Here is a 19,811-nt window from a genome sequence, read left to right on the forward strand (position 1 = left end):
TTACTTTGTGATTAAACGTTCTATATCTTCGGCCCTTTTGGTATGGTTACCCACCACATATCCTTGTTTGTCAACCACAAAATGGGCAGGATAAGAATAGAATTCAAAAACATTGTTCATCATCGCTACCTCGTCGTTTGTGAGATTGATAAAATCTGCCTTGATCTTGTATTTTTCTTTAACCCTTTGCACACTCATGTCTTTGGTGTTAGCCGAGAAGAAAATGAACTTCAGCGGTTTGCCCTCAAATTGGTTGATCAGCTGCGGATAGGCGGGCATTTCCATCATGCAGGGGCCGCACCAGTCTCCCCAGAAATCAATGAATATGTTACTTCCTGCGGCTTTTTCAAAGGTACTTAATAGTCTTGTTTTTAATTCGTTACTGGCTTTCAGCTCCCGGATACGGCTGATGATGTGATAGGGCTTGAACCCGTCGCCTATGGAATCTGCCAGTTTTTTGAGACTGCTTTTCAGATAGGGCTCCTCCAGAACGGATTCAAATCTTCCGGCAGTGGGTGCCATGATATTTTTCCTTGAAGGAGATTGAAAATGCGAAACATACAGATTGAAATACAGGATCTGCCGGGTAATGCCGGTAGTCAGTTTGTCAAACTGTGCGAGGTTGACGGGAACCGGATTGTTGCCGTTTTCCTTCTTTACCTCCGCGTAATCCGGATTGATGTTAACGATAATCTGATGGCCCAACATCAGCATATTCAGAAAATCGTAATAGGCAGAATTATGAAGGGCGGAAGTGTCACTGATACTGATGGAACCAAGCATTTCCAGTAACTGAGGTCCGGTTATGGAGGTGTTCATTTTGCCTAAAAAAGGATACATCAGTATCTCCTTCCCTGCAGCATAAACGAGCTGGTTCTTTTGCCAGCGGATAAATGTTTCATTCGGTGTTTTTAGCGTATCGGCGAATGTATTCAGAAAAACCAGTTCTTCTTCTAGCCTTTTGCGCCTGTTTGCAGCAAAGGTACTGTCGGTCTGCTCTTTATTGCCTAAGTCGGCCTGATACAGAAAGTCATGTTCCCTGAATACCCTTTGAAAATCAAAAAGCAGGTTATTCACCTCTGACAGCTCGCCTGTTGCCTTGAAAACATTTTTTCCTGGTTCACCGGCATTGGTAATACTGTTTTGTATTTCCAAGTGAAGAGGAACGCCTGGCCTCACAAAAAGACTGGCGAAAGCGGTCTTGTAATGAACGGTAATGTCACCCGCAAAACTTTGATAAACGGTGATATTGAAGGAGCCATCCGCCGAAACCTGAAACGCCTGTTTTCTGCCGTTTCCATTGATATCGAATGTCAGAAAGCTGATAAAGTCGTTTCCATCTCCCGGTTTGAAGCCGATGATCCTGCCACTCACCCGAATGCTGTCCCGGTCATTAAAAAAAAGTGATGCAGTTTGCGCGGAGCCAGGATTGGATCTGAAAAAACAGAAGAAGGGAAACCAGATCAGTAGATATTTCATATATAGGCAGGATTTAATTTCTCCCAAAACTACGGGGCCTGAAAATCTTAAAAAACTGAATTAAGGAACGTTAACATACAACCGGCTAGTCAGGGCGCAGTATCTTTCATCGATTTTTGAATGTCTTTCATCGATTAAAAAAAGCAGGATGAGATTATTGCGGATACCTTTCGAATAAATCGGTTAGGTGGCTAACCGTCTTGATTCAACTATTAAAACTGTTCTGCGCATGCTACGCCCGGGGTTTTTACTGGTTTATTTCTGCCTATGCTGCCATGCTCTGGCTTGTGCGCAGCAGGGAGGTCAAAAAAACACGCGGGTTCAGTTTTCAGGGGGGCTCAATGCCTATGCCGGTATTTACACTTCCAGCGGCATTGCGGGGCGTAATCAACCCAATCCTTTTGGACTAAGTGGTGCCGTAACTTTAACCCTTCCCGGTGGAGTATCCCTGCCGTTCTCTGCCGTACTGGGTAATCAGGGGGCCAGTTTCAGGCAGCCTTTCAACCAGTTCGGGATGAGTCCTACCTATAAATGGGCCACTGCTCATGCTGGTTACCGCAACGTATCTTTCTCACCGTTTACCCTTGCGGGCCACACTTTTTTGGGCGGAGGAGTTGAGCTTAACCCGGGAATGCTGCGGATCGGTGCCGTTTACGGGCGTTTTAACAAAGCAATTTCTTCAACATTGACTGATCCGGATGTGATACCTGCCTTCAGACGTACGGGATATGCCGTTAAAGTAGGTTATGGTAAGCCAGGCAATTATGTGGACCTGGTGATGCTGCGGGCACGTGATGATACCAATTCTATAGACCGCCTTCAGATTTCTCCCGAAAAGTTTACCGCACCCGCAGAGAATATGGTGATCGGGCTCACTTCCCGCTTACTTCTGATAAAGCATGTTCTGGTTGAAGCAGACCTGGCAGCGAGTTCCTACACACGGGATATGTCAGCAGCAGAGGTGCAGGCAGAAGGGAAAAACCCGTTGTTCAGGCTGGCAGGGAAGCTCATTACTCCCCGGCTTTCCACACAGCTTACCCAGGCCACCCAGGCTGCTCTGGGTTATCAGGGCAAATGGGGGTCGGTGAAATTTCAGTACAAAAGGATTGACCCCAACTTTCAGACGATGGGTGCATACTATTTCCAAAGTGATATTCAGAGCTACACTGGTAATCTGACGTTGAACCTGTTGAAAGGAAAAGCACGGCTAGCGGGTAGTTACGGAAAACAGTTTGACAACCTCGCACAAAACAAAAATGCTCGCACCGGGCGTTCTGTGGGTTCCCTGATGGTATCCCTGAATCCCGACCCGGCTTTTGGCCTGGACCTTTCTTTGTCCAACTACGGGCTCAGCCAGCGCGCCGGTTTACGGCCACTGATTGACACGCTCAGGATCGCTCAGAACAATTTGTCGGCCACGGCTAACCTGCGATACTCCGTTTTTGATAAAGATTACTCCCATATTTTTACACTGACTGGTTCGCATCAGCAGCTTTCGGACCTGAACGCAAACACGGCTGTTCAGACGGAGAACAATAGTCAGAACGCCAATCTGGGGTATTTTTTACAGGCCAATCAAAGTGGTTTTGGTGCGAATCTCATGCTGTCCTATACCCAGACCAGCCTGCCGACGGTGGGAGAAGATAAGGATAAGCTTAAGTTTTATGGTCCGACACTGGGCAGCAACTATGCATTTTTCAAGAAGAAAATAACCACTTCGGTGAACGTCTCCTATCTCGTGAACAAACAGGCGGAGGTAACCGGAAAGGTACTTACTGCCACTGCAAACGCGGGGTATCAGTTAGCAAAAAAACAGACCGTAAGCATCAACCTGAACTACCTGAAATCAGACACAGGAGTACAGTCGGAAAAATTCAACGAATTCAGAGGAAATATTAGTTATGGAATTTCATTCTAAAGAATCTGGCATTTTGAAAGGACGGATTATTTTCACGGGGATATTATGGTTCCTTTGTATGGCGTTTCACGCTGGCATGGCGCAGAACCAGGTCCGCATTACCACCAATGTGCTGCCGCCTTACAGCCCTTATATCCAGGATTATCCTGGTACTGGCAACCGTGTTCAGGTATTTATTTCAAATCTGTCGGGTAGGGCGTTGTCGGTACGTTTACTGGGAAAACTGGAAGGAGATAATGGTGTGGTCATCCGTACCTCCCTGAGCTACCGCCCGTTGCGTGCGCTGGAACTTCGTCCAACAGATGTAAACAGGCTGGTCACCCGGACCGAACTGGAAGGGCTTTTTGATCTGGGTCAGATCGAAGTGCAAGGTATGAACAAGGACCTGCTTTACCGTGGTATGCCGCTTCCCGAGGGTAATTACCAGCTCTGTGTGCAGGCTTTTGACAACGCTACCACCAGGCCTTTGTCCGGAGAGTTTCCGATGGGCTGCAGCGGGCTGATTCCCGTCAGGATTGTAGAACCCCCGATACTGATTTCCCCCCAGGCAGATGAAGAAGTAACCATTAAAACACCCCAGACGCAGCTCTTTACCTGGACGGCACCCGTAGGCGTTATGCCCAATCAGGTGGAATACAGTATCCGGATCATCGAATTGCCTGAAACCAACACGGACCCGAATGTTTTTATAGACGCCGTGGTACTTCCGAGGTCAGGTATAGAAATAAACAATCTGAGAACCACCACATTTGTTTATGGGCCTCAGCACCCGCCTTTGCAAAAGGGCAAAAGATATGCCTGGCGGGTGCAGGCAAAATCTGTCAGAGAAAGGCTCCATTTTATGAACGACGGAAAAAGCCCGGTTCAATCATTTACCTATGGTGCCACAGTCCCCGCTGGAGTTGATCTGGATTATATTACCATTATCAAACCGGCAGGCAGAAGGAATCTAACAGTTGAAGTGGGGAACAATAACCCGTTTGAGGTTTCCTGGAAACTGGATGATGCATTTGAAAAAATACTGAGAAAGGCCTTTGAAGCTCAGCCTAGAAAATCAATCGTGGAACAGTTCAGCGAGTTGAGTTACCGGGTGCAAATCAAAACGGCTGATAGGGGTGGAGCAGGGAAGATAGTCATGGATCGAATGATACGGGCAGAACAGCTCAGCCTGCAGAAGTCGGAATTACCGGCAGATATGCCTACAGGGAAAAACTATCAGGTTATAGTAGAGTTACAGGGAATGTCAGCGTTGCGGAGGAAACGTGCCGAGCTGGGTGAAAATGCGCTGGTCTCAAAACCAAGATCTTTTTTACTTATTGAAAAAAACAAAGGGAACGAAGCGGATAGTCTCACCATCAGGGGATTGCTTGCGTACCGTTTCCCGGGAGAAAGCGGTGCTGCCCATCCTCTGCCATACACGCGGGTGGTACTGATGAAGGTGTTTCCGAACAAATACCGCGGAGCGGTTGCCTACGGCAAGTCTGATGCCTATGGTAATTACACCATCAAAGTACATAAAACCGCATTGCACGGTGCGTCGGATTCTACGGTATATACCCGTTGCCTGGTTGATCCTGTAAATCCTTTCATTCAGCCGATCGCCGAGGCCGGATATTATCAGAACAGCAATGAAAATACCTTCCAGATCGCAAGCTCGGAACAGGGTACTTATGATGTACAGGGGATTACCTGGCTGGCCACTGGCTATACGCTGGATGTTACTGCAAAACAATCCTATAAAAACTGGCCTGGCGCGCCGGATGTCAACCTGGAAGGAAAACACCTGGTGCTTTACCGGAAACCAAATATTGCTAAAGATTACGACAAGTACCGGCTCCCTTATGAAGGGCAGTCTCAGGGTAATTCGTCTTCGTCTGTGCAGGTGGATATCAAGCAGGGCACTCCGTTTGGCGGGAATGTGGTGAACGACAAGCTGACCCAGAGTGTAAGTGCTGCAGCGGAGGCTGTTTCCGGATCGGGAAATCCCAAAACGGCCGAAGAAACGTTGCGGCTGAAAGTAATGGGTGAGCTGAAGGCAAAGGGCTATGAATTTATGGGTATGGCCGTGTTGCAGCCGAAAGGAACGGGTTACGGAGCTCAGTTCTATAACCTCCTGTATGCAGGAATTTCTTATGATGCCTATCAGATGTATTGCCCCGACTGTGAACTTAAGCCCGATGATGCCGACCCCGTGGTATTCATGAAACCTAAAGAAAAACTGCCGCTTTCGCCCGCTCGCATTGAGAAATATACCTATCAGATCCAGACCACCGAACCTCCCACCATGACCTTCACTGGCAAACTTACCTACAAGTTTGCAGATGCTGGCTTGAATGGCGCACAGATCAAGGCATTGGGTTACACACAGGTGCATCTGCAGGTGGTGTACCGGAATACGAATGTCGAGAAAAGTACTTTCAGTACCAGCTATGGAAATTATGGGGAGTTTGCTGAACAGCATCAGGATTTCAGCCAGACACTGGACACGAAGATTACAGCCGCCGACGGATCGTTCACTTTTACAGTGAAAATGACCAAAGCCATGCAGCTGGGGGTACTACCGCCAACCGAGGCAACAGGTAGTGGAGAGTTTTTCAATCCATCGGCAGTATTCATCCGGGGGATAAGGGTGGTTGTCGATAATCCGTATTATACCAGCCCGACAGAAACCTACGGCTTGCTGGCGGGCCAGCAACTGAAGCCTCAGGGGTCCTACGACTTCGGGCCTGTTGTCAGCATGGTAAGGAGTTATACGCTTGTTACGCAGATCAAGTCGGATACAACGGGAATTTCCCTCGTCAACAAACAAAAGGCAGATATCAAATCGGACCTGTTCGGCATAAGGGTGTCGGTACTGCGTGCTGCCAAAACAAAGGTTCCTCCGATAGGGCCCAACCGGCAACCGCCCGCGGACGAAGGTGCTGGTACGAAGCCCACCATCAGTATCCAGAATCAGAAGTTTACCGTTGTTGCTACCGAGGAAACCAATGTAAACGGCATAGCCAGATTTCCAAGAATGGTGATGGCAAATGGCGAGTCTGACGCTTACTTTATAGCAACGCAGTCGTCCTTAGATGGGCTTAATAACTATAATCTTGTCACCCTCAAACGGATCACAGCCGGTGAAGAATGGGGGTCGGTTTATTCCACGGAGGCCACGCAGGAAGAAAAGGAGCGGTCGGACCATGCCAAGAAAACGCAAAAGGACGCGGCGCAGGTCAATTGTAAAACGGTATGGGAGCTCTGGTACAGGCAAAATCCCAATTTCCCGAACACTTACACGTATCTCGCCCAGTATACCGACGAGCAGTATGAGGAAATGAAAGCAGAAATGCATTCGCCCGAGTACAGCTGGAAGAGCCATTATGTCGGCTGCCAGAAAGCAAATAATTACTGGCTGGGTGACAAGCTTCATGACGTGAAAATTAACAATGTTGTGTTGCTGACTTCTATGAACAATGCTCAAGCCTCAGCCCAGTTTGTCGATCAGTACAAGACATTTGATTCGGACGTAGTGAAACGTTTTCTTGCCCCGGGTGATCCGGTGGTGAACCTTCGGGTAGTGGATAAAGCCAACCCGACCCAGGGTATCAAAAATGCGGTGGTGAAACTCACCTATATCAAAAACGGTGCATTTATGAATATACCAACTTCCATTACCCAGTATACAGGTGAGGATGGATGGATACTCAAGCCTTTCCAGCTGTCGCCGGGTACCAATGCAAAAGTCCGCATCCAGGCGGACGGGTATGTATATTTCAATACGATAATACAAAAAGCATCGGCAGAAAACGTGATCAATATAGGGGAGGTACTGCTGGGGCAGAACAGCTACTATCCGGCTGTTCTGATGGAACCCAACACGGAGATCCATGGAAGGGCCATCGATGCCGACGCCCTGGCGGGGCCCCTGCTTGGCTCATCGGGCAATGTTTATCTGGGCGATAAAAGTGCTGCGGGAAAAGTGGTGACAATGGATAAAAATGCGGCCGAAAAGAAAGTATCATCTGGTTCTGTATTAAGCCAGCCATCCGCTTCGGTGTTCGATAATGATTATTCGCTGGAAGCGTACGTCCAGGCTGACGACGGTAATATGGTCAAAACGAAATATTTGGAAGGTTCATGGAAATTCGCTCTCAGGGCACCTTCTACTTCTGCCACCCTTAAGATATTCCCGGTTAATACCAGTTACTTCGGAGAGGAGAGGAATATCAAAACACAGCTCCCGAAACCCATTCAGGGGAAAGATAATTTGTTCAGTATCCAGGCCGGGGACATCAATGTCTATGAGCGGGATCACAGGATCACTTTCAAATTGCTGGACGACATTTCGGGCAAGGAAGTGACGGGTGCGTATGTGAGGCTTTTCGGGAAACACGCCAGCGGCTATGAATTCGGGCCCAGTAAAACGGATGGAGTTGTGGAGGCCAGATTCAAAAACGTTTCCATTGAAAATCTGTATGTGGAAATTGCAGCGCCCGGTTTTGTGACCAGAACCGTTTCCATTAAAAACGAGGAAAGTAAAAAAGCTGTATCCGAAACGGTACGGCTTCAGCCAGCCAGAACCGTGAAAGGTATAGTAGTGATGAGATCTGCATCCGGTATCGAAACACCACTGCAGGGCGCTGAGGTATTTGTAGCGGCTGGGGGTAATGCACCTTTGAAATACAGTACTGTTTCGGCTAAGGACGGTTCATTTTCGCTGGATGTATCCAAAACTTTCGATGGCTCTTCTATCAAAATCGAAGCGACTTTTGATCCGAAAAATAATCTTTCTCTGCCGGCAGGTACCACCTTCGTGGGAGCAAGCAGCAACCAGCTGGTACCTCAGCCCAATGGCCAGTCTCTCAAACTGACTGTAACGACGTTTGATAAATTCAGCATCACATCCTTGTGGGGTTTCCCTGTCACGATCGAAAAAATAGATCCTAAAACCATGCAGGTAACCGGAGAAGTAGATTTGTCGGACAGCGGACTGGGGCCGTTTGCTATCATGGACAAGAACGTCCGGGTGCGTTTTAAAAATGTACCCTTTAAGGCAGATCCTCAAAATACGGCACAGGGTATTCCGGCGAGTGAAACGGTGGAACTGGACGCAGGACTGCTCAACAATCTGCTCTATCATACATCGCCGGACATCAATTTCAATAAGGCTAAATACAATATCAAGCTCACCTCGGCAGACGGACTGTTCGGAAAACTGAAGATCGTAAAAACACCAGGTGCATCAACCGGCAGGATCATTGCCAAAGCGCAGGTGGTTGATAATTCATTTAACTTTTCGGCCAACCTGCTTTCCTATGAAAAGGGCCAGTTTTTTCTCTACGACCCTGATGCTCCCGGGCGGTCCACGGATAAGCCCGTAGTCACCGCATTTGATGCAGCCAAAAGCAATATCAAATGGACCAATTTCGGGATCTCGCAGGAGAATGGAGCGCCTATGAAGCTAAAACTGCTTGATTTTGATGCCAACAGCAAACTGGAGGGCTCCAGACTTATTGAGGACGAAATACACCTCAGTCCGGTAATGACCTGTAAAGTGAAAAACGCAAATCCGTCTGAACTTAAGGTAAGTATTGGTGACCTTGTTCTTAAAAATAATACAGTCGATGCCAAAACAGGAGAAACGCCGCTCACCTTCCCGCTGGCGGGTAAATGGGGTGTTGAGATCCGGGACTGGAATCTGGATTTCAAAAAAGGAGGATTTTATTCAAAATCTGGGGTGGTGAAAACGGGCAAGGCTGATATCCCGATCAAAGAATTTAACCTCCGAAGCGATTTTTACAGTCTGATTGTGGAGCCTGCAGGCTCTCTTGAACTGGCAGGAGTGGCCAGCCTGAAACTGGGAGGCAAAGCCTATTTCGGGTATGATCCTCAGACGGGCTCGGATATGAAAGGGCATTGGGCAGTGGTGGTGGTTCCCAATGGCCAGTCACCGGCGGCTGTGCTTCCTGCCAAATCGGTTCCGGGCCTCACCCAGGACATGGAATTTGCTACGTTTTCCCTGCTGGATAACGGAGAGGATGTGGTATCTTTTGGTTCGGGAAGTAAAACCTTCAGGTATTTCGATATCATTGATGTCCGTCCCACCACCATTGAAACGGGCTCCGATTACTTCGCTTTTGACTCCGGCATGTCCAGTGCCATTCCAAATGCCCCACAGGACGTATCCATGCGTTTTATTTACTCCAGGCCCCAGGGCAGTGCAGTGAAACTGACTACCAAGGTTCCGGGAGGATACAAGCTGCAGACTAAAGGGTACCTCAATTTTGAGGCAGGGCAATATGTTGCCGCGGACAAGAGCCAGACCACCGCAATCTTCTTCGCCGACGGCGTGATGGCCATCAGGGGTAGCCTGGAAGAGCCCGGGAAATTGCTATTGGATAATGTTTTACTGGTGCATAACAAAAATGAAACGCACATTACCCACGGAAGGAATGTTGATCTTACTAACACCTCGGTTTTGACAAAGTGGAAAACAAGTCTCTCGGATCTGACCGACCCTGCTAAAGATGAAATGTATTACAATGAAGGAGGTGATTTCAAACGACTGCGGATTTCACTGGGCGGAAACTCGGGCCTTAGTAAAGTATACTGCCATCAGTCCGTGAGCAACAAACAGTGGGAACTCTTGAAATTCTCGGGCCTGCCGCAGGGTTTCAGCAAAATGCTGGGCGAGGAGGAAAAAAACAGGCTGGGCTTCACCGCCTATGGTGAGATCAAGGCAGAAGGGCAGAAGATAAAACTCGACGGGATCGATACCGGTATGGGAGGGCTCAACCTGGTTTACGACCATGAGAAAAAACGACTGACAGGCTCCATGCAGCTTTCGAATATTCCTGTTCCGCCAACCATGACTTTTGCCAACGGGATGGCGCAGGTAAGGCTGGATGGAAACGGCTTTTACATGGTCGCCTCGGGTGAACTGCAGAATGTCCCGCTGATTGTTCCGGTAACCATGCGTGCCGGGCTGATGCTGGGTGTTTACACCAGTAACGATCTGGGCGAGGCCCGACAAATACTTTTCGCGAACAGCCACCGCAAGGAACTGCCATGTTCTTTCACAAGCGGTTTCAAAGGGATGTATGCTATAGGTGAAATTCCGGTCCCCATCATCAGTAGTTATAAGTACGAAATGTCGGTGCCGGGTGTAGGTGGATACAAGGTTGGTATGGATGCTTATGTGGATGGCTATGTGTTCGGCAATTACGACAACGGGTCCTTTGCTGTGGGCGGAGGGATGGGAATTGCCGCGCATGCCTATGCCTACGGGAGCGTACTTTCACTGAGTGCTGGGGGTGAGATACACGTGAATGGCGGAGTGGATACCAAGCTGGCCGTAAACCCAGGTACCAAGAGCGTTTCGGTATCTGTAGATTCGCGTCTGAGTGCCGGGTTTTCAGTAACGCTGACCGAAGATCTGACAGGGCTGGATACGGGGACATCGGCTGATTTCTGCCTTAAACTGGCCGGTACAGCCTCCTACACCATAGGATCAAGTCCCGATCTTTCCGTTACACCCGATTGCAGTTTTACAAAATGTGACAGCGGATGCCTGGTAAAAGAACAATGACCTGACAAACGATATGAAAAATTTACTATACCCCATACTGTTGTTTATTTGTTTTTCCCCTGGCGCATTGCTGGCGCAAAAGCCTGAGGTGGTTGCTGGTCCCTACGGAGTTTTTATCCGGATCGATCAGCTTTTGCATGGGCCGCAATACGTAGTGGAGAGGCTGGAAACGGGCCTGGCAGCCGGCAAGCCCGACTGGCGGCCGGTATGTACAACGGACAAGGGACCAGCCAGCGCTACCGACCTTACAGCCCGTCTGACGCTACTGGCCGGTAAAAATCCGCTATACGAGATTCCGAATGATTCACTTACGGCTTTGCTGTACGCACGTTACCGAAATGCTTCCCATGCCGACTCCCTGGGAGCATATGGGTCTCATCCACAGTACCTGGAAGCATTCGGGCTGGGTTTCCTGGATACCCAGGTGGAGCAGGGACAACGATACGACTACCGCGTCAGGGCAGTGGGGGCGCGGGAGGGGGTTTATCAGAATCCTGGTACAGTTTCTGTGCCGGGCTCGAGGCTGTCAACAACCGCCGAAGCCGTCAGCCGTAATGCCGATGGCAGGGTGGTGAATATCCGGTATCTGCTCAAAAAAGCAAATCCATATATTGCAGGTGCACGTGTGCTCCGGTCTGCTTTCGGACAAACCGGTTTTGCGGAATGCGGTGCAGAATGGGGATTCAGAAAAGGAGGGAAAGATTCACTTTTTCTGGTGATCACGGATCAGAATGTTCGCAGGAAAATGATCTACTCCTATGTAGTATACCTTAAGGATTTTCTGGGAAACGAAAGCAGTCCGTCGGATACCGTTACCATTGCCAATCTTCGCCCGCAGGACGAGATTCCGATCATTCACCGTATCAATACTTTTTCTCAGACAGACCAAAATGCCATTGCCGTAAGCTGGGAGTTATCCTCCATAAAAGATATCCGGGCTGTTGAGATCTGGCGGAGTGAAAATTTTGACAGGGGATTCAGGAAGATCGGTATTGCCGCTCCCGCTGATACCGTGTATTATGACCCGCTGGTTGAACCGGTCAAGGGATACTATTACCAGATCCGGCTAAACGGAACTTACGATCGGTCCACAGAGTCTGTTAAAATTTCGGGTATGCTCAAAGCCAACCGTCCGGCTCTGGTGGCGCCGTCACAATTCCAGCTGACAGAAACTAAAGATTCTCTCCTGTTCCGCTGGCAACCGGCAGACTTTGATACACAAGGCTACTACATCTATTTTGCTGCCGGCCAGACAGACTCCCTGCGGCGCTACTCGGATATCATTCCGGCTAAGTCGGCCTTGAAATATCAGGTTTCGGTTAAAAAACTGGCAACCGGCGCGGCTTACCGGTGGGCAGTTGTGCCAGTAAATACCAGTTATAACATAGGTCCGATGAGCAAAATCCTATATTCGGAGCCCCGATTCCCCGAACGCCTCGCCACACCAGTTAATCCGGAAATGATTCGTCAGGAAGGCCAGGCGTTGCTGGTATGGGAAGATATGAAACGGATTGATCCTTACATTCTGGGATATATTATCGAAAGAAAGGCTGCCAGTGACAAGGCCTTCAAGGAACTCTACAGGCAGCAAGAGGAGGATCACGCGAGGAACACCTATGCCGATGCCACTGTAAAACAGGGTGTGCAATATAGTTACCGCATCAGGGCCTATGGGTTGAATGAAAAATTAAGCGGATTCAGTACCCAAATCGAATATTACAGGCCGCTTGATGCGGTATTAGCCGTCCACGGGTTGAATGTAGTGCTGACGAGCAAAGGTGTACAGGTCAGCTGGGATGCTCCTTTGAAAAAGCCGGATAAGTTTTTGATTTACCGTTATACTGAAAAAACCGAAAAACCAAGACTCATCGGCTCAATGATGGGCACTCAAAATGTGTTTATCGACCGCGAAGCAGCACCTGGCGTGGGTTACTATTACAGTGTGGTCACTGTTGAAGCGGATAACCGTGAAAGTAATGCAACTGATCCGGTGAAGGTTGACTGGAAATAAATTTGGCTCCTTGAACAATGAAAAATCGATTCACCTGTAATATCATCACGCCCTTTGCGTTCTGTCTGATCAGCATGATGGCTGGTATGAACATCTCTCTGGCCCAAAGGCCTCAGTTAAGGGCTACCGTTATTTCCTATCAGCAGGTAAATCTGTCGTGGGACAGGCTTCCCGGAGGGCCTGACGTGCATGTTGTTGAACGGAAGGAGGATGGCTTAGGGCAAAATTTTGTTGCCATCAGCGGCAATTTGCCAGGAAGTACCTTTTCTTATGAAGATAAAACTGTACAGGAAAACCGGACATACGTTTACAGAGTTACCGTTTACTGTGACAAATCCTGCGGCGGCGAACTGAATCAGGTGACGGTTAAAACACCTTTTGCACCACCCGCCGCACCCAGCAATCTGGATGCTTTTTACATTTCGGGTCGTGGAATGACGGTCACCTGGCAGGGGAATAATAGCGACGGGACTACTTTTGTGCTGGAACGGTCCGTAAATGGCGGCGGTTACAGTCTCTTGGCCAGGGTACCATACAGCAGATCGCTGAGCTACAATGATAACGACACTTCGCCGGGTAATCAGTATTGTTACAGAGTAAAGGCACTTAATACCGGTGGCGAATCCGGTTATTCCAACGTCGGATGCGTCACCCTTACTCCAAATAAACCAACTGCCCCATCGGGACTTTCTGCTGCTGTTATGAACGCCGGTCAGATTAACTTGTCCTGGACTGACAATGCCGGAAATGAAACAGGGTATGAGATTGAACGTTCGCAGGACGGGATCGCCTTTTCCAAAATCGGCGATGCGGGTGTCAATGCAACGTCTTTTCAGGATACAGGCGTAATTCCCAAAACAAAATACTGGTACCGCGTAGTGGCCAAAAATGGCGGAGGCTTGTCGGAATACTCCAATATTGCGGACGCCACCACACCGGACATAGCCCCACAGGCTCCCCGAAACCTGGCAGCCGCGCCGGTATCCAACACCCAGATTAACCTGAGCTGGGCGGATATCTCAGGCCCCTACGGAAACGAAACAGGCTATGAACTGGAAAGATCGGCAGACGGTAATGTATTTAACAAAATCGCTGATCTGGCTGCGGATATCACTTCTTACGAAAATACTGGCCTCACTACTCTTACAAGATACTGGTACCGGCTGCGCGCCAAAAATGCACTGGGATATTCACCGTATTCTTACGCTGATGCTATTACCTTTGACGTGCCGCCGATTGCTCCTTCTAACCTCACTGCGGTCACTGTTTCAAGCAGTCAGATTGATCTGGCCTGGACAGATAATTCTGCCAATGAAACCTCTTTTGAAATTGAAAGATCGGCTAACGGCACCGCTTTTGAAAAAATCGGAGAAACTGGTACAAATGGCACGAAGTATCAAAGCACCGGTCTGTTGCCCGCCACCCGGTACTGGTACAGGGTCAGGGCTAAAAACAGTGTTAATCCATCTTCGTATACTAATGTAGCAGACGCGACAACAAAGGACGTGGTTCCAAGCAAGCCGCGTTCATTCTCTGCCACAGCCGTTTCGTATCAGCAGATCGACCTGACCTGGGCGGATGTTTCAGGAAATGAAACGGGATTTGAGATCGAAATATCAAAGGATGGTTCCCAGTTTTCGAGGCTCACAACGACACAGTCCAATGCAGAAAAGTATGAAAGTAAAGGCCTGTCGGAACTCACAACTTATTATTATCGGATCAGATCTTTGAATGCCATTGGTTATTCGGAATATTCGGATATCGCACAAGCAACCACGCCCAAAGCACCCATTCCCGATCAGCCAAAGAACCTGACGGCCACCCCGGTTGATTACGATCTGATCCGCCTCCAGTGGGCAGCGTTGTCGTCCAATGCCACAACCGTGATCATTGAACGTTCGCAAAAACCTGATGCCGATTTTGTCCAGATCGGCAGCCAGTCGGCCACGGTTACGGAATTTCCTGACCGCGAGATTCTGGATGTATTCGACTACTATTACCGGATCAAAGCGGCAAACAGCGCAGGTGCTTCACCTTACAGCGAGGTGGTAAAGGTACCTGCCAGTGCCATCATCACGGGAACTGAGCCTGCGGCTTCGAAAGCGCTCATTTATGTGTACAACAAGATGCTTCACCTGTCACCTCCCAATTCCTTTTCGGGGCAGATGCTTCTGTATAATACCAGAGGGGTTGCTGTAAAAACGGTTTCGTTGTCTGGAGAAATGCGTGTCGATCTGGCCACTGTATCAGCAGGGATTTATATCGTCGTACTGGATGGCGGTAAAACCCGGATCAAACAAAAAGTGCTTGTCTATTAACCTTTTTATGATGAAAAATAACCTGTACCTGATGGTAATGCTTCTTCTGATTGCTTGCCAGCCGAAAAAAGTGGAGCCTGCCGATATTGGGCTGCTCTGGAAAGCCAGGACCGTTAAAGAAAATGGAGTTTTGGTTTATACAGAGGGAAATCCGGCAAATGCCAGGCCGGGTTACGCGCGTTTGCGTCTCGATCTGACCCAAAAGGAACAGGTTGTTTTTTTCGACATCGACGGGCGCAGGCTGGTAGGGCAGTGGTCTCTCTCTACCGATAACAACCGCCTTATTCTGGAAAACTTAACTCCGCCACCCAGCGAATCGGCAGGGAACATTGAATTTTATATAACCGAAAAGCCTGCCCGCGACAAGCTGCTTCTAAAGCGCACCAACGAAAGCAGAAAGACGGGAAACACAGTGAACGAATACGAACTGGTACCCGAATAGCCCGGCGTTTTGAAAGTATTATCTTGTCTTGTCTGTACTTTTCAAAGGTTAAATAGTCCTATTTTTTATATTCCGCGTATTCAGAAGGAATAGGCCGGAGTATAGCTGATCCTGGAAACGAGCCTGTTTTATAATCACTCAATTCCAATTCATATATGAAATCCAAGATATTAATCCCGATTTGTATCTGTCTGCTCTTTGTTACCGGCTCCTTTACCAGTAAGCCTAAATGGAAGTCACTTTTTAATGGTAAGGACCTTACGGGCTGGAAAACGAGCGGAAAAGCCGTCTGGGAAGTGAAGGATGGCGTCATTACAGGAAAAGATGGCAGAGGGCATCTCTACGCGGAGCCGGTTTTGCGTAATCTTGAAATAAAAGGAGAGTTCAGGATCAGCAGCCAGGGAAAAAATGCCAATGGGGGACTTTATATCCGGGCAAATGCCCCGGCCGACGATCCCAACGGGTTTCCGTTAGGTTATGAAGCGCAGATTTGCAACAGCCAGGATGCTTACACCGGCTGGTTATGGAAGCCCGGAACACCCACGGGCAAGGCCAGTGCCCTGCTCACCAAAGACGGGGAATGGTTCCCGATGCGGGTGGAGGCTATCGGAAATAATATCAGGATATGGGTGAAGGACCAGCTGGTCATGACGCACCAGGACGATGAGTATAAAGAGGGTCATTTTGCCTTGCAATGCCACAACGCCGGTATGACTTTCGAGGCGCGGAATCTTTATTACAAAAAACTGGACTGATATACAGGTAGTAAAGGCGCTCACGAACATTTATCACTTCCTTTTTCAAACGAGGTAAAACATTTGCTTTCAAAAGCATTTTTATTTTACTTTGTATTTCAAAGTACTCTGTTATTGTGACAGCAGGAAATGAATACAAAGAGATAAAAGGAAAAATTGCTATGAAATATTTTGTTGAAGAGGGCTCTGTGGTGAGAGAAATCTGGGGGAAAGCCGATACCATCCTGTTTATTTTCGCAGGTGCTTCCGCAGAATTTGCCTTGAACAAGGCTGTGGACTGGCTTTATTTTACGGGCAAACTTCCATCGGATCCGCTTGAGAGGTTATTTTCAACGGTTGACTATGCCCGGCAGATCGTATTTTCGGAGTACCACGATGCCCTGCGTGCGATTGACGTGATTACTGCTATTCACCGAGGAGTGGAGGAAAAACGCGGGGCACAGATTCCCGACAGCGCCTATCGTGACGTTCTGTTTATGCTCATTGATTATTCCGTCCGTTCTTTTGAAGTACTGGAGCGAAAACTCACAGGCACCGAAAAAGCAGAAATATTCGAAGTTTTTTATCAGGTAGGAGCCCGTATGGGAATCAGGGGTTTACCCGAAAATTATGAAAATTGGGAAATCATGCGGGCGGAGCATCTGCACAAAAACCTTGTCGCAAGTACCTTCACTGCGGATTTGTTTCAACAATACCGGAAACATCTGGGTGTCTCAAGGTACCTGCTGTTGAAAGAAGTACAGGCACTGGTGGTACCGCGGGAGGTAAGAAAAATGCTTAAGCTCGGGAGGATACCCTTTCTGCTGCCTGTGTTGGCTGGTTATAAACTCGCCCGGATTTTCAATGTGGCGGCAGGGTTTAGAAATATTATCTTACCAAAGGCTTACAAAACGAGGATACTGAATCTCGATTTGCAGCCGGCAGAGGCCTACTGACCTGCTTGTCACGTGCCCCATGCAGGTATTGAGCATTGGGTTAATGTGAGCCGCCCCGAAATTTCATCGGGCTTAGTGAACTCAATCTTTATAAATGGATCGGAGCTTTTCTGCTAATGCGTTACCTCTTAAATTCCTGGCGATAATGATACCTTGTGGGTCGATCAGGAAATTATCAGGAATGGCCTTTATCTGGTAACGTGCTGCTTCTGTACTATGCCATCCCCCGAGATCACTGACATTGAGCCAGCTCAGGCCATCCTTTTGGATTGCACTAATCCAGCTGGACTTGTTCGCATCAATGGAGAAGCCGTAAATCTGAAACCCCTTTTTGTGATACAGATTATATGTTTTTAAGGTGGATGGATTTTCCTGTCTGCATGGGCCACACCATGACGCCCAAAATTCCAATAATACGTACTGCCCCTTTAATTCGGATAATTTGTGTTTTTTGCCAGCCTGATCCCGCCCTTCGATATCAGCAAAAGGTTGTCCGATCTGAGGACCCGTTTGGCTGATGTAAGTACTTAAAACCACACCGTCTTTGGTTTTCTGTAGATGAGCCGGGAATCTGCTGAATACTTCTTTCAGGCTGTCGGCTGAAAAGTCATTGCTGAGATAGAAGAGTTCTTTTAGTGTGAAGTAGGTAGGTTTTTCTCTGTTGATAAATGCTTTGCGGTAATGAGTTGTCCAGCGGTCGATGTCGTTCATTTCACGAACGATCTGCCGCATTTGTAATGAATCGGCCTCACCGAGTGTCATGAATGTCTGAACAAGGCTATCTCTGGTTTGCTGATACTTTTTTTGGGCGTTTCTTGATTTTACCCAGTACATATTGATCTCCGATCCTTCAATCCCGGCATAATAAAAATCGGCGTAACTGCCCTTGATGGTGATACGCTTATTTTCCAGATATACGATCAGGTACTTATTGTCAATTGTGTGAATCCGGCCTACAACGGGCTCCGTGACTTTCCCCCTGAAGGTTAGCTTGCCATCCCGTATCCTGGTCGAATCAATGACTTTTTCCTGGTTCAGATCTACCAGTTCAAATTGCGTCCCATTCTTAAAACCGCTTAAATTCATTTGAATGATATAACCTTGCTGAGCCCTTAAGGCGGATGCTGACAGTAGGAAAGAAAGGATCAGGTTGCTGATGAAGTTCATGTGATTTGAATGGTTACCGGATTGTTACTGATGGCTATTTTTGGCTTCAACGAAGATGGCTCCGTTACGGGCCGCCTTGCCCCATTTACGAATGGCGTTCACATCGTTTGAGGTATATATACCCAGTACAGGCGGGGCGCTGAAAGTAAATTCCAACCGACCGTTTTTACTTAACAAATCTCTTATCTGCTCGTCGGGATATACCTTCCCATTGATTATGAAAATGCCTTTGAAGGCAGTTTCAGGCTGGTCCATTTGCGGGCCTTCCCTAAATTTCACAATGTTTGTTGTGGCACGGAATCAAAATTTGATTCCGTGCCATTGACATAATTGGTTCCCAGTTTATGAGCATATACGAAATCAGAATCAGCGGTGCTATTACGGCATATTTATATCGACTCCCGGAACCTAACCCGATATTCATCATACTGATGCGCCGTTTTATTTTGGATGAATAAAATGCGTTTGTCATATTGAACAGCGGCTTACCCGTTGCAAGGCTTAGCAGGCTGAGCTGATAGGCTTTTCTGTCCGCACCACCACGAATTACCTGCTCGTCGGCAAGGAATTCCAAATTCAGTTTTACCTGATCTCTGTATACGTATACCAGCGGGTTAAACCAAAACAGGATGCGGGCAAGTTCTGTTAACAGTACGTCGATGCTATGTAACTGCCGACAATGACATAATTCATGAGTGAGGATATAGCGGTATTGTTCGGGATTCAGGGTTTGGCCGGATATTACAATATACCGGAAGAAAGAGAATGGGGGTAACTCCTGGATCGGTTCGCAGTAAACCATTCCCTGCATGACGCTCCTTTTACTTTTACTCACTATCCCGAGTATTTTTAAAACCTGAAACAGGAGTTTTATCAAAAGAAACGTGATTACCAGCAGATAGACAGCTGTCGCGACCATGGAAAGGTCCGTACTTTCAAGTCTGTTTGTAATGATTGTGCGGTCCGGATAGATGGAGGTTTCGAAAAATGTATAAAATCTGGTGACGGGCGCTTTTAAAATATGGCCTGGGTCGATTCCGGCAGGAACCAGGTTGGGACACAGAGGGAGTGTAAGGGCTAAAAGGAAGATACCCGCCAATAGAAAGCGGTTGAATACCAGAAACTTTTCTTTCCGCAGTAGCAGGTAATATGCCGCAAAGAGTACTGTGAAAATCACATTTGCTTTCCATAAAAAGCCCGGTAAAGCTGCCAT

At 48.0% G+C, this 19,811-nt stretch carries 11 protein-coding genes; 7 read left to right on the plus strand and 4 right to left on the minus strand.

What is annotated here, in order from left to right; all coding sequences use genetic code 11:
• The gene (locus KOE27_RS00275) at window positions 1-1,479 is read right to left on the minus strand and encodes a TlpA family protein disulfide reductase (protein WP_215236885.1); all 1,479 of its coding nucleotides are present in this window, start codon (window positions 1,477-1,479) and stop codon (window positions 1-3) included.
• A 229-nt stretch (window positions 1,480-1,708) separates the two neighbouring features.
• Between KOE27_RS00275 and KOE27_RS00280 the strand changes: the two genes are divergently transcribed.
• The 7 genes from KOE27_RS00280 to KOE27_RS00310 all read left to right on the plus strand — a co-directional run bounded on the left by KOE27_RS00280 (window position 1,709) and on the right by KOE27_RS00310 (window position 17,431).
• On the plus strand, window positions 1,709-3,397 hold the full coding sequence (locus KOE27_RS00280; protein WP_229252565.1) for a hypothetical protein: 1,689 nt from the start codon (window positions 1,709-1,711) through the stop codon (window positions 3,395-3,397).
• Window positions 3,381-10,970 (plus strand): hypothetical protein, encoded by a 7,590-nt coding sequence (locus tag KOE27_RS00285; RefSeq protein ID WP_215236886.1) that lies wholly within the window; start codon window positions 3,381-3,383, stop codon window positions 10,968-10,970. Before KOE27_RS00280 ends, KOE27_RS00285 begins: the two co-directional genes overlap by 17 nt.
• Before the next feature lie 13 nt (window positions 10,971-10,983).
• Entirely contained in the window at window positions 10,984-12,981 is a 1,998-nt protein-coding gene (locus tag KOE27_RS00290) for a fibronectin type III domain-containing protein (protein WP_215236887.1), read from the plus strand.
• A gap of 17 nt (window positions 12,982-12,998) precedes the next feature.
• Window positions 12,999-15,299, plus strand: a complete 2,301-nt coding sequence (locus tag KOE27_RS00295; protein ID WP_215236888.1) for a fibronectin type III domain-containing protein — start codon at window positions 12,999-13,001, stop codon at window positions 15,297-15,299.
• Between the two features lie 7 nt (window positions 15,300-15,306).
• Window positions 15,307-15,741 carry a hypothetical protein gene (locus KOE27_RS00300; RefSeq protein ID WP_229252566.1) on the plus strand — a complete coding sequence of 145 codons (435 nt, stop codon included), beginning with the start codon at window positions 15,307-15,309 and terminating at the stop codon, window positions 15,739-15,741.
• Between the two features lie 155 nt (window positions 15,742-15,896).
• Window positions 15,897-16,496, plus strand: coding sequence for a 3-keto-disaccharide hydrolase (locus KOE27_RS00305; protein WP_215236889.1), 600 nt, complete (start codon window positions 15,897-15,899; stop codon window positions 16,494-16,496).
• A gap of 161 nt (window positions 16,497-16,657) precedes the next feature.
• Window positions 16,658-17,431 carry an oxygenase MpaB family protein gene (locus KOE27_RS00310; RefSeq protein ID WP_215236890.1) on the plus strand — a complete coding sequence of 258 codons (774 nt, stop codon included), beginning with the start codon at window positions 16,658-16,660 and terminating at the stop codon, window positions 17,429-17,431.
• Between the two features lie 81 nt (window positions 17,432-17,512).
• Here KOE27_RS00310 and KOE27_RS00315 read toward each other — a convergent pair whose 3' ends face one another.
• The 3 genes from KOE27_RS00315 to KOE27_RS00325 are packed head-to-tail and all read right to left on the minus strand — an operon-like array spanning window position 17,513 to window position 19,811.
• A complete protein-coding gene (locus KOE27_RS00315) occupies window positions 17,513-18,598 on the minus strand; it encodes a TlpA disulfide reductase family protein (protein WP_215236891.1) in 1,086 nt (361 codons plus the stop codon).
• Between the two features lie 24 nt (window positions 18,599-18,622).
• Window positions 18,623-18,877: a hypothetical protein gene (locus KOE27_RS00320; RefSeq protein WP_215236892.1), complete on the minus strand. Its 255-nt coding sequence runs from the start codon at window positions 18,875-18,877 to the stop codon at window positions 18,623-18,625.
• Entirely contained in the window at window positions 18,867-19,811 is a 945-nt protein-coding gene (locus KOE27_RS00325; protein WP_215236893.1) for a M56 family metallopeptidase, read from the minus strand. Before KOE27_RS00325 ends, KOE27_RS00320 begins: the two co-directional genes overlap by 11 nt.

Source organism: Dyadobacter sp. CECT 9275, assembly GCF_907164905.1.
Taxonomy (GTDB): domain Bacteria; phylum Bacteroidota; class Bacteroidia; order Cytophagales; family Spirosomataceae; genus Dyadobacter; species Dyadobacter helix.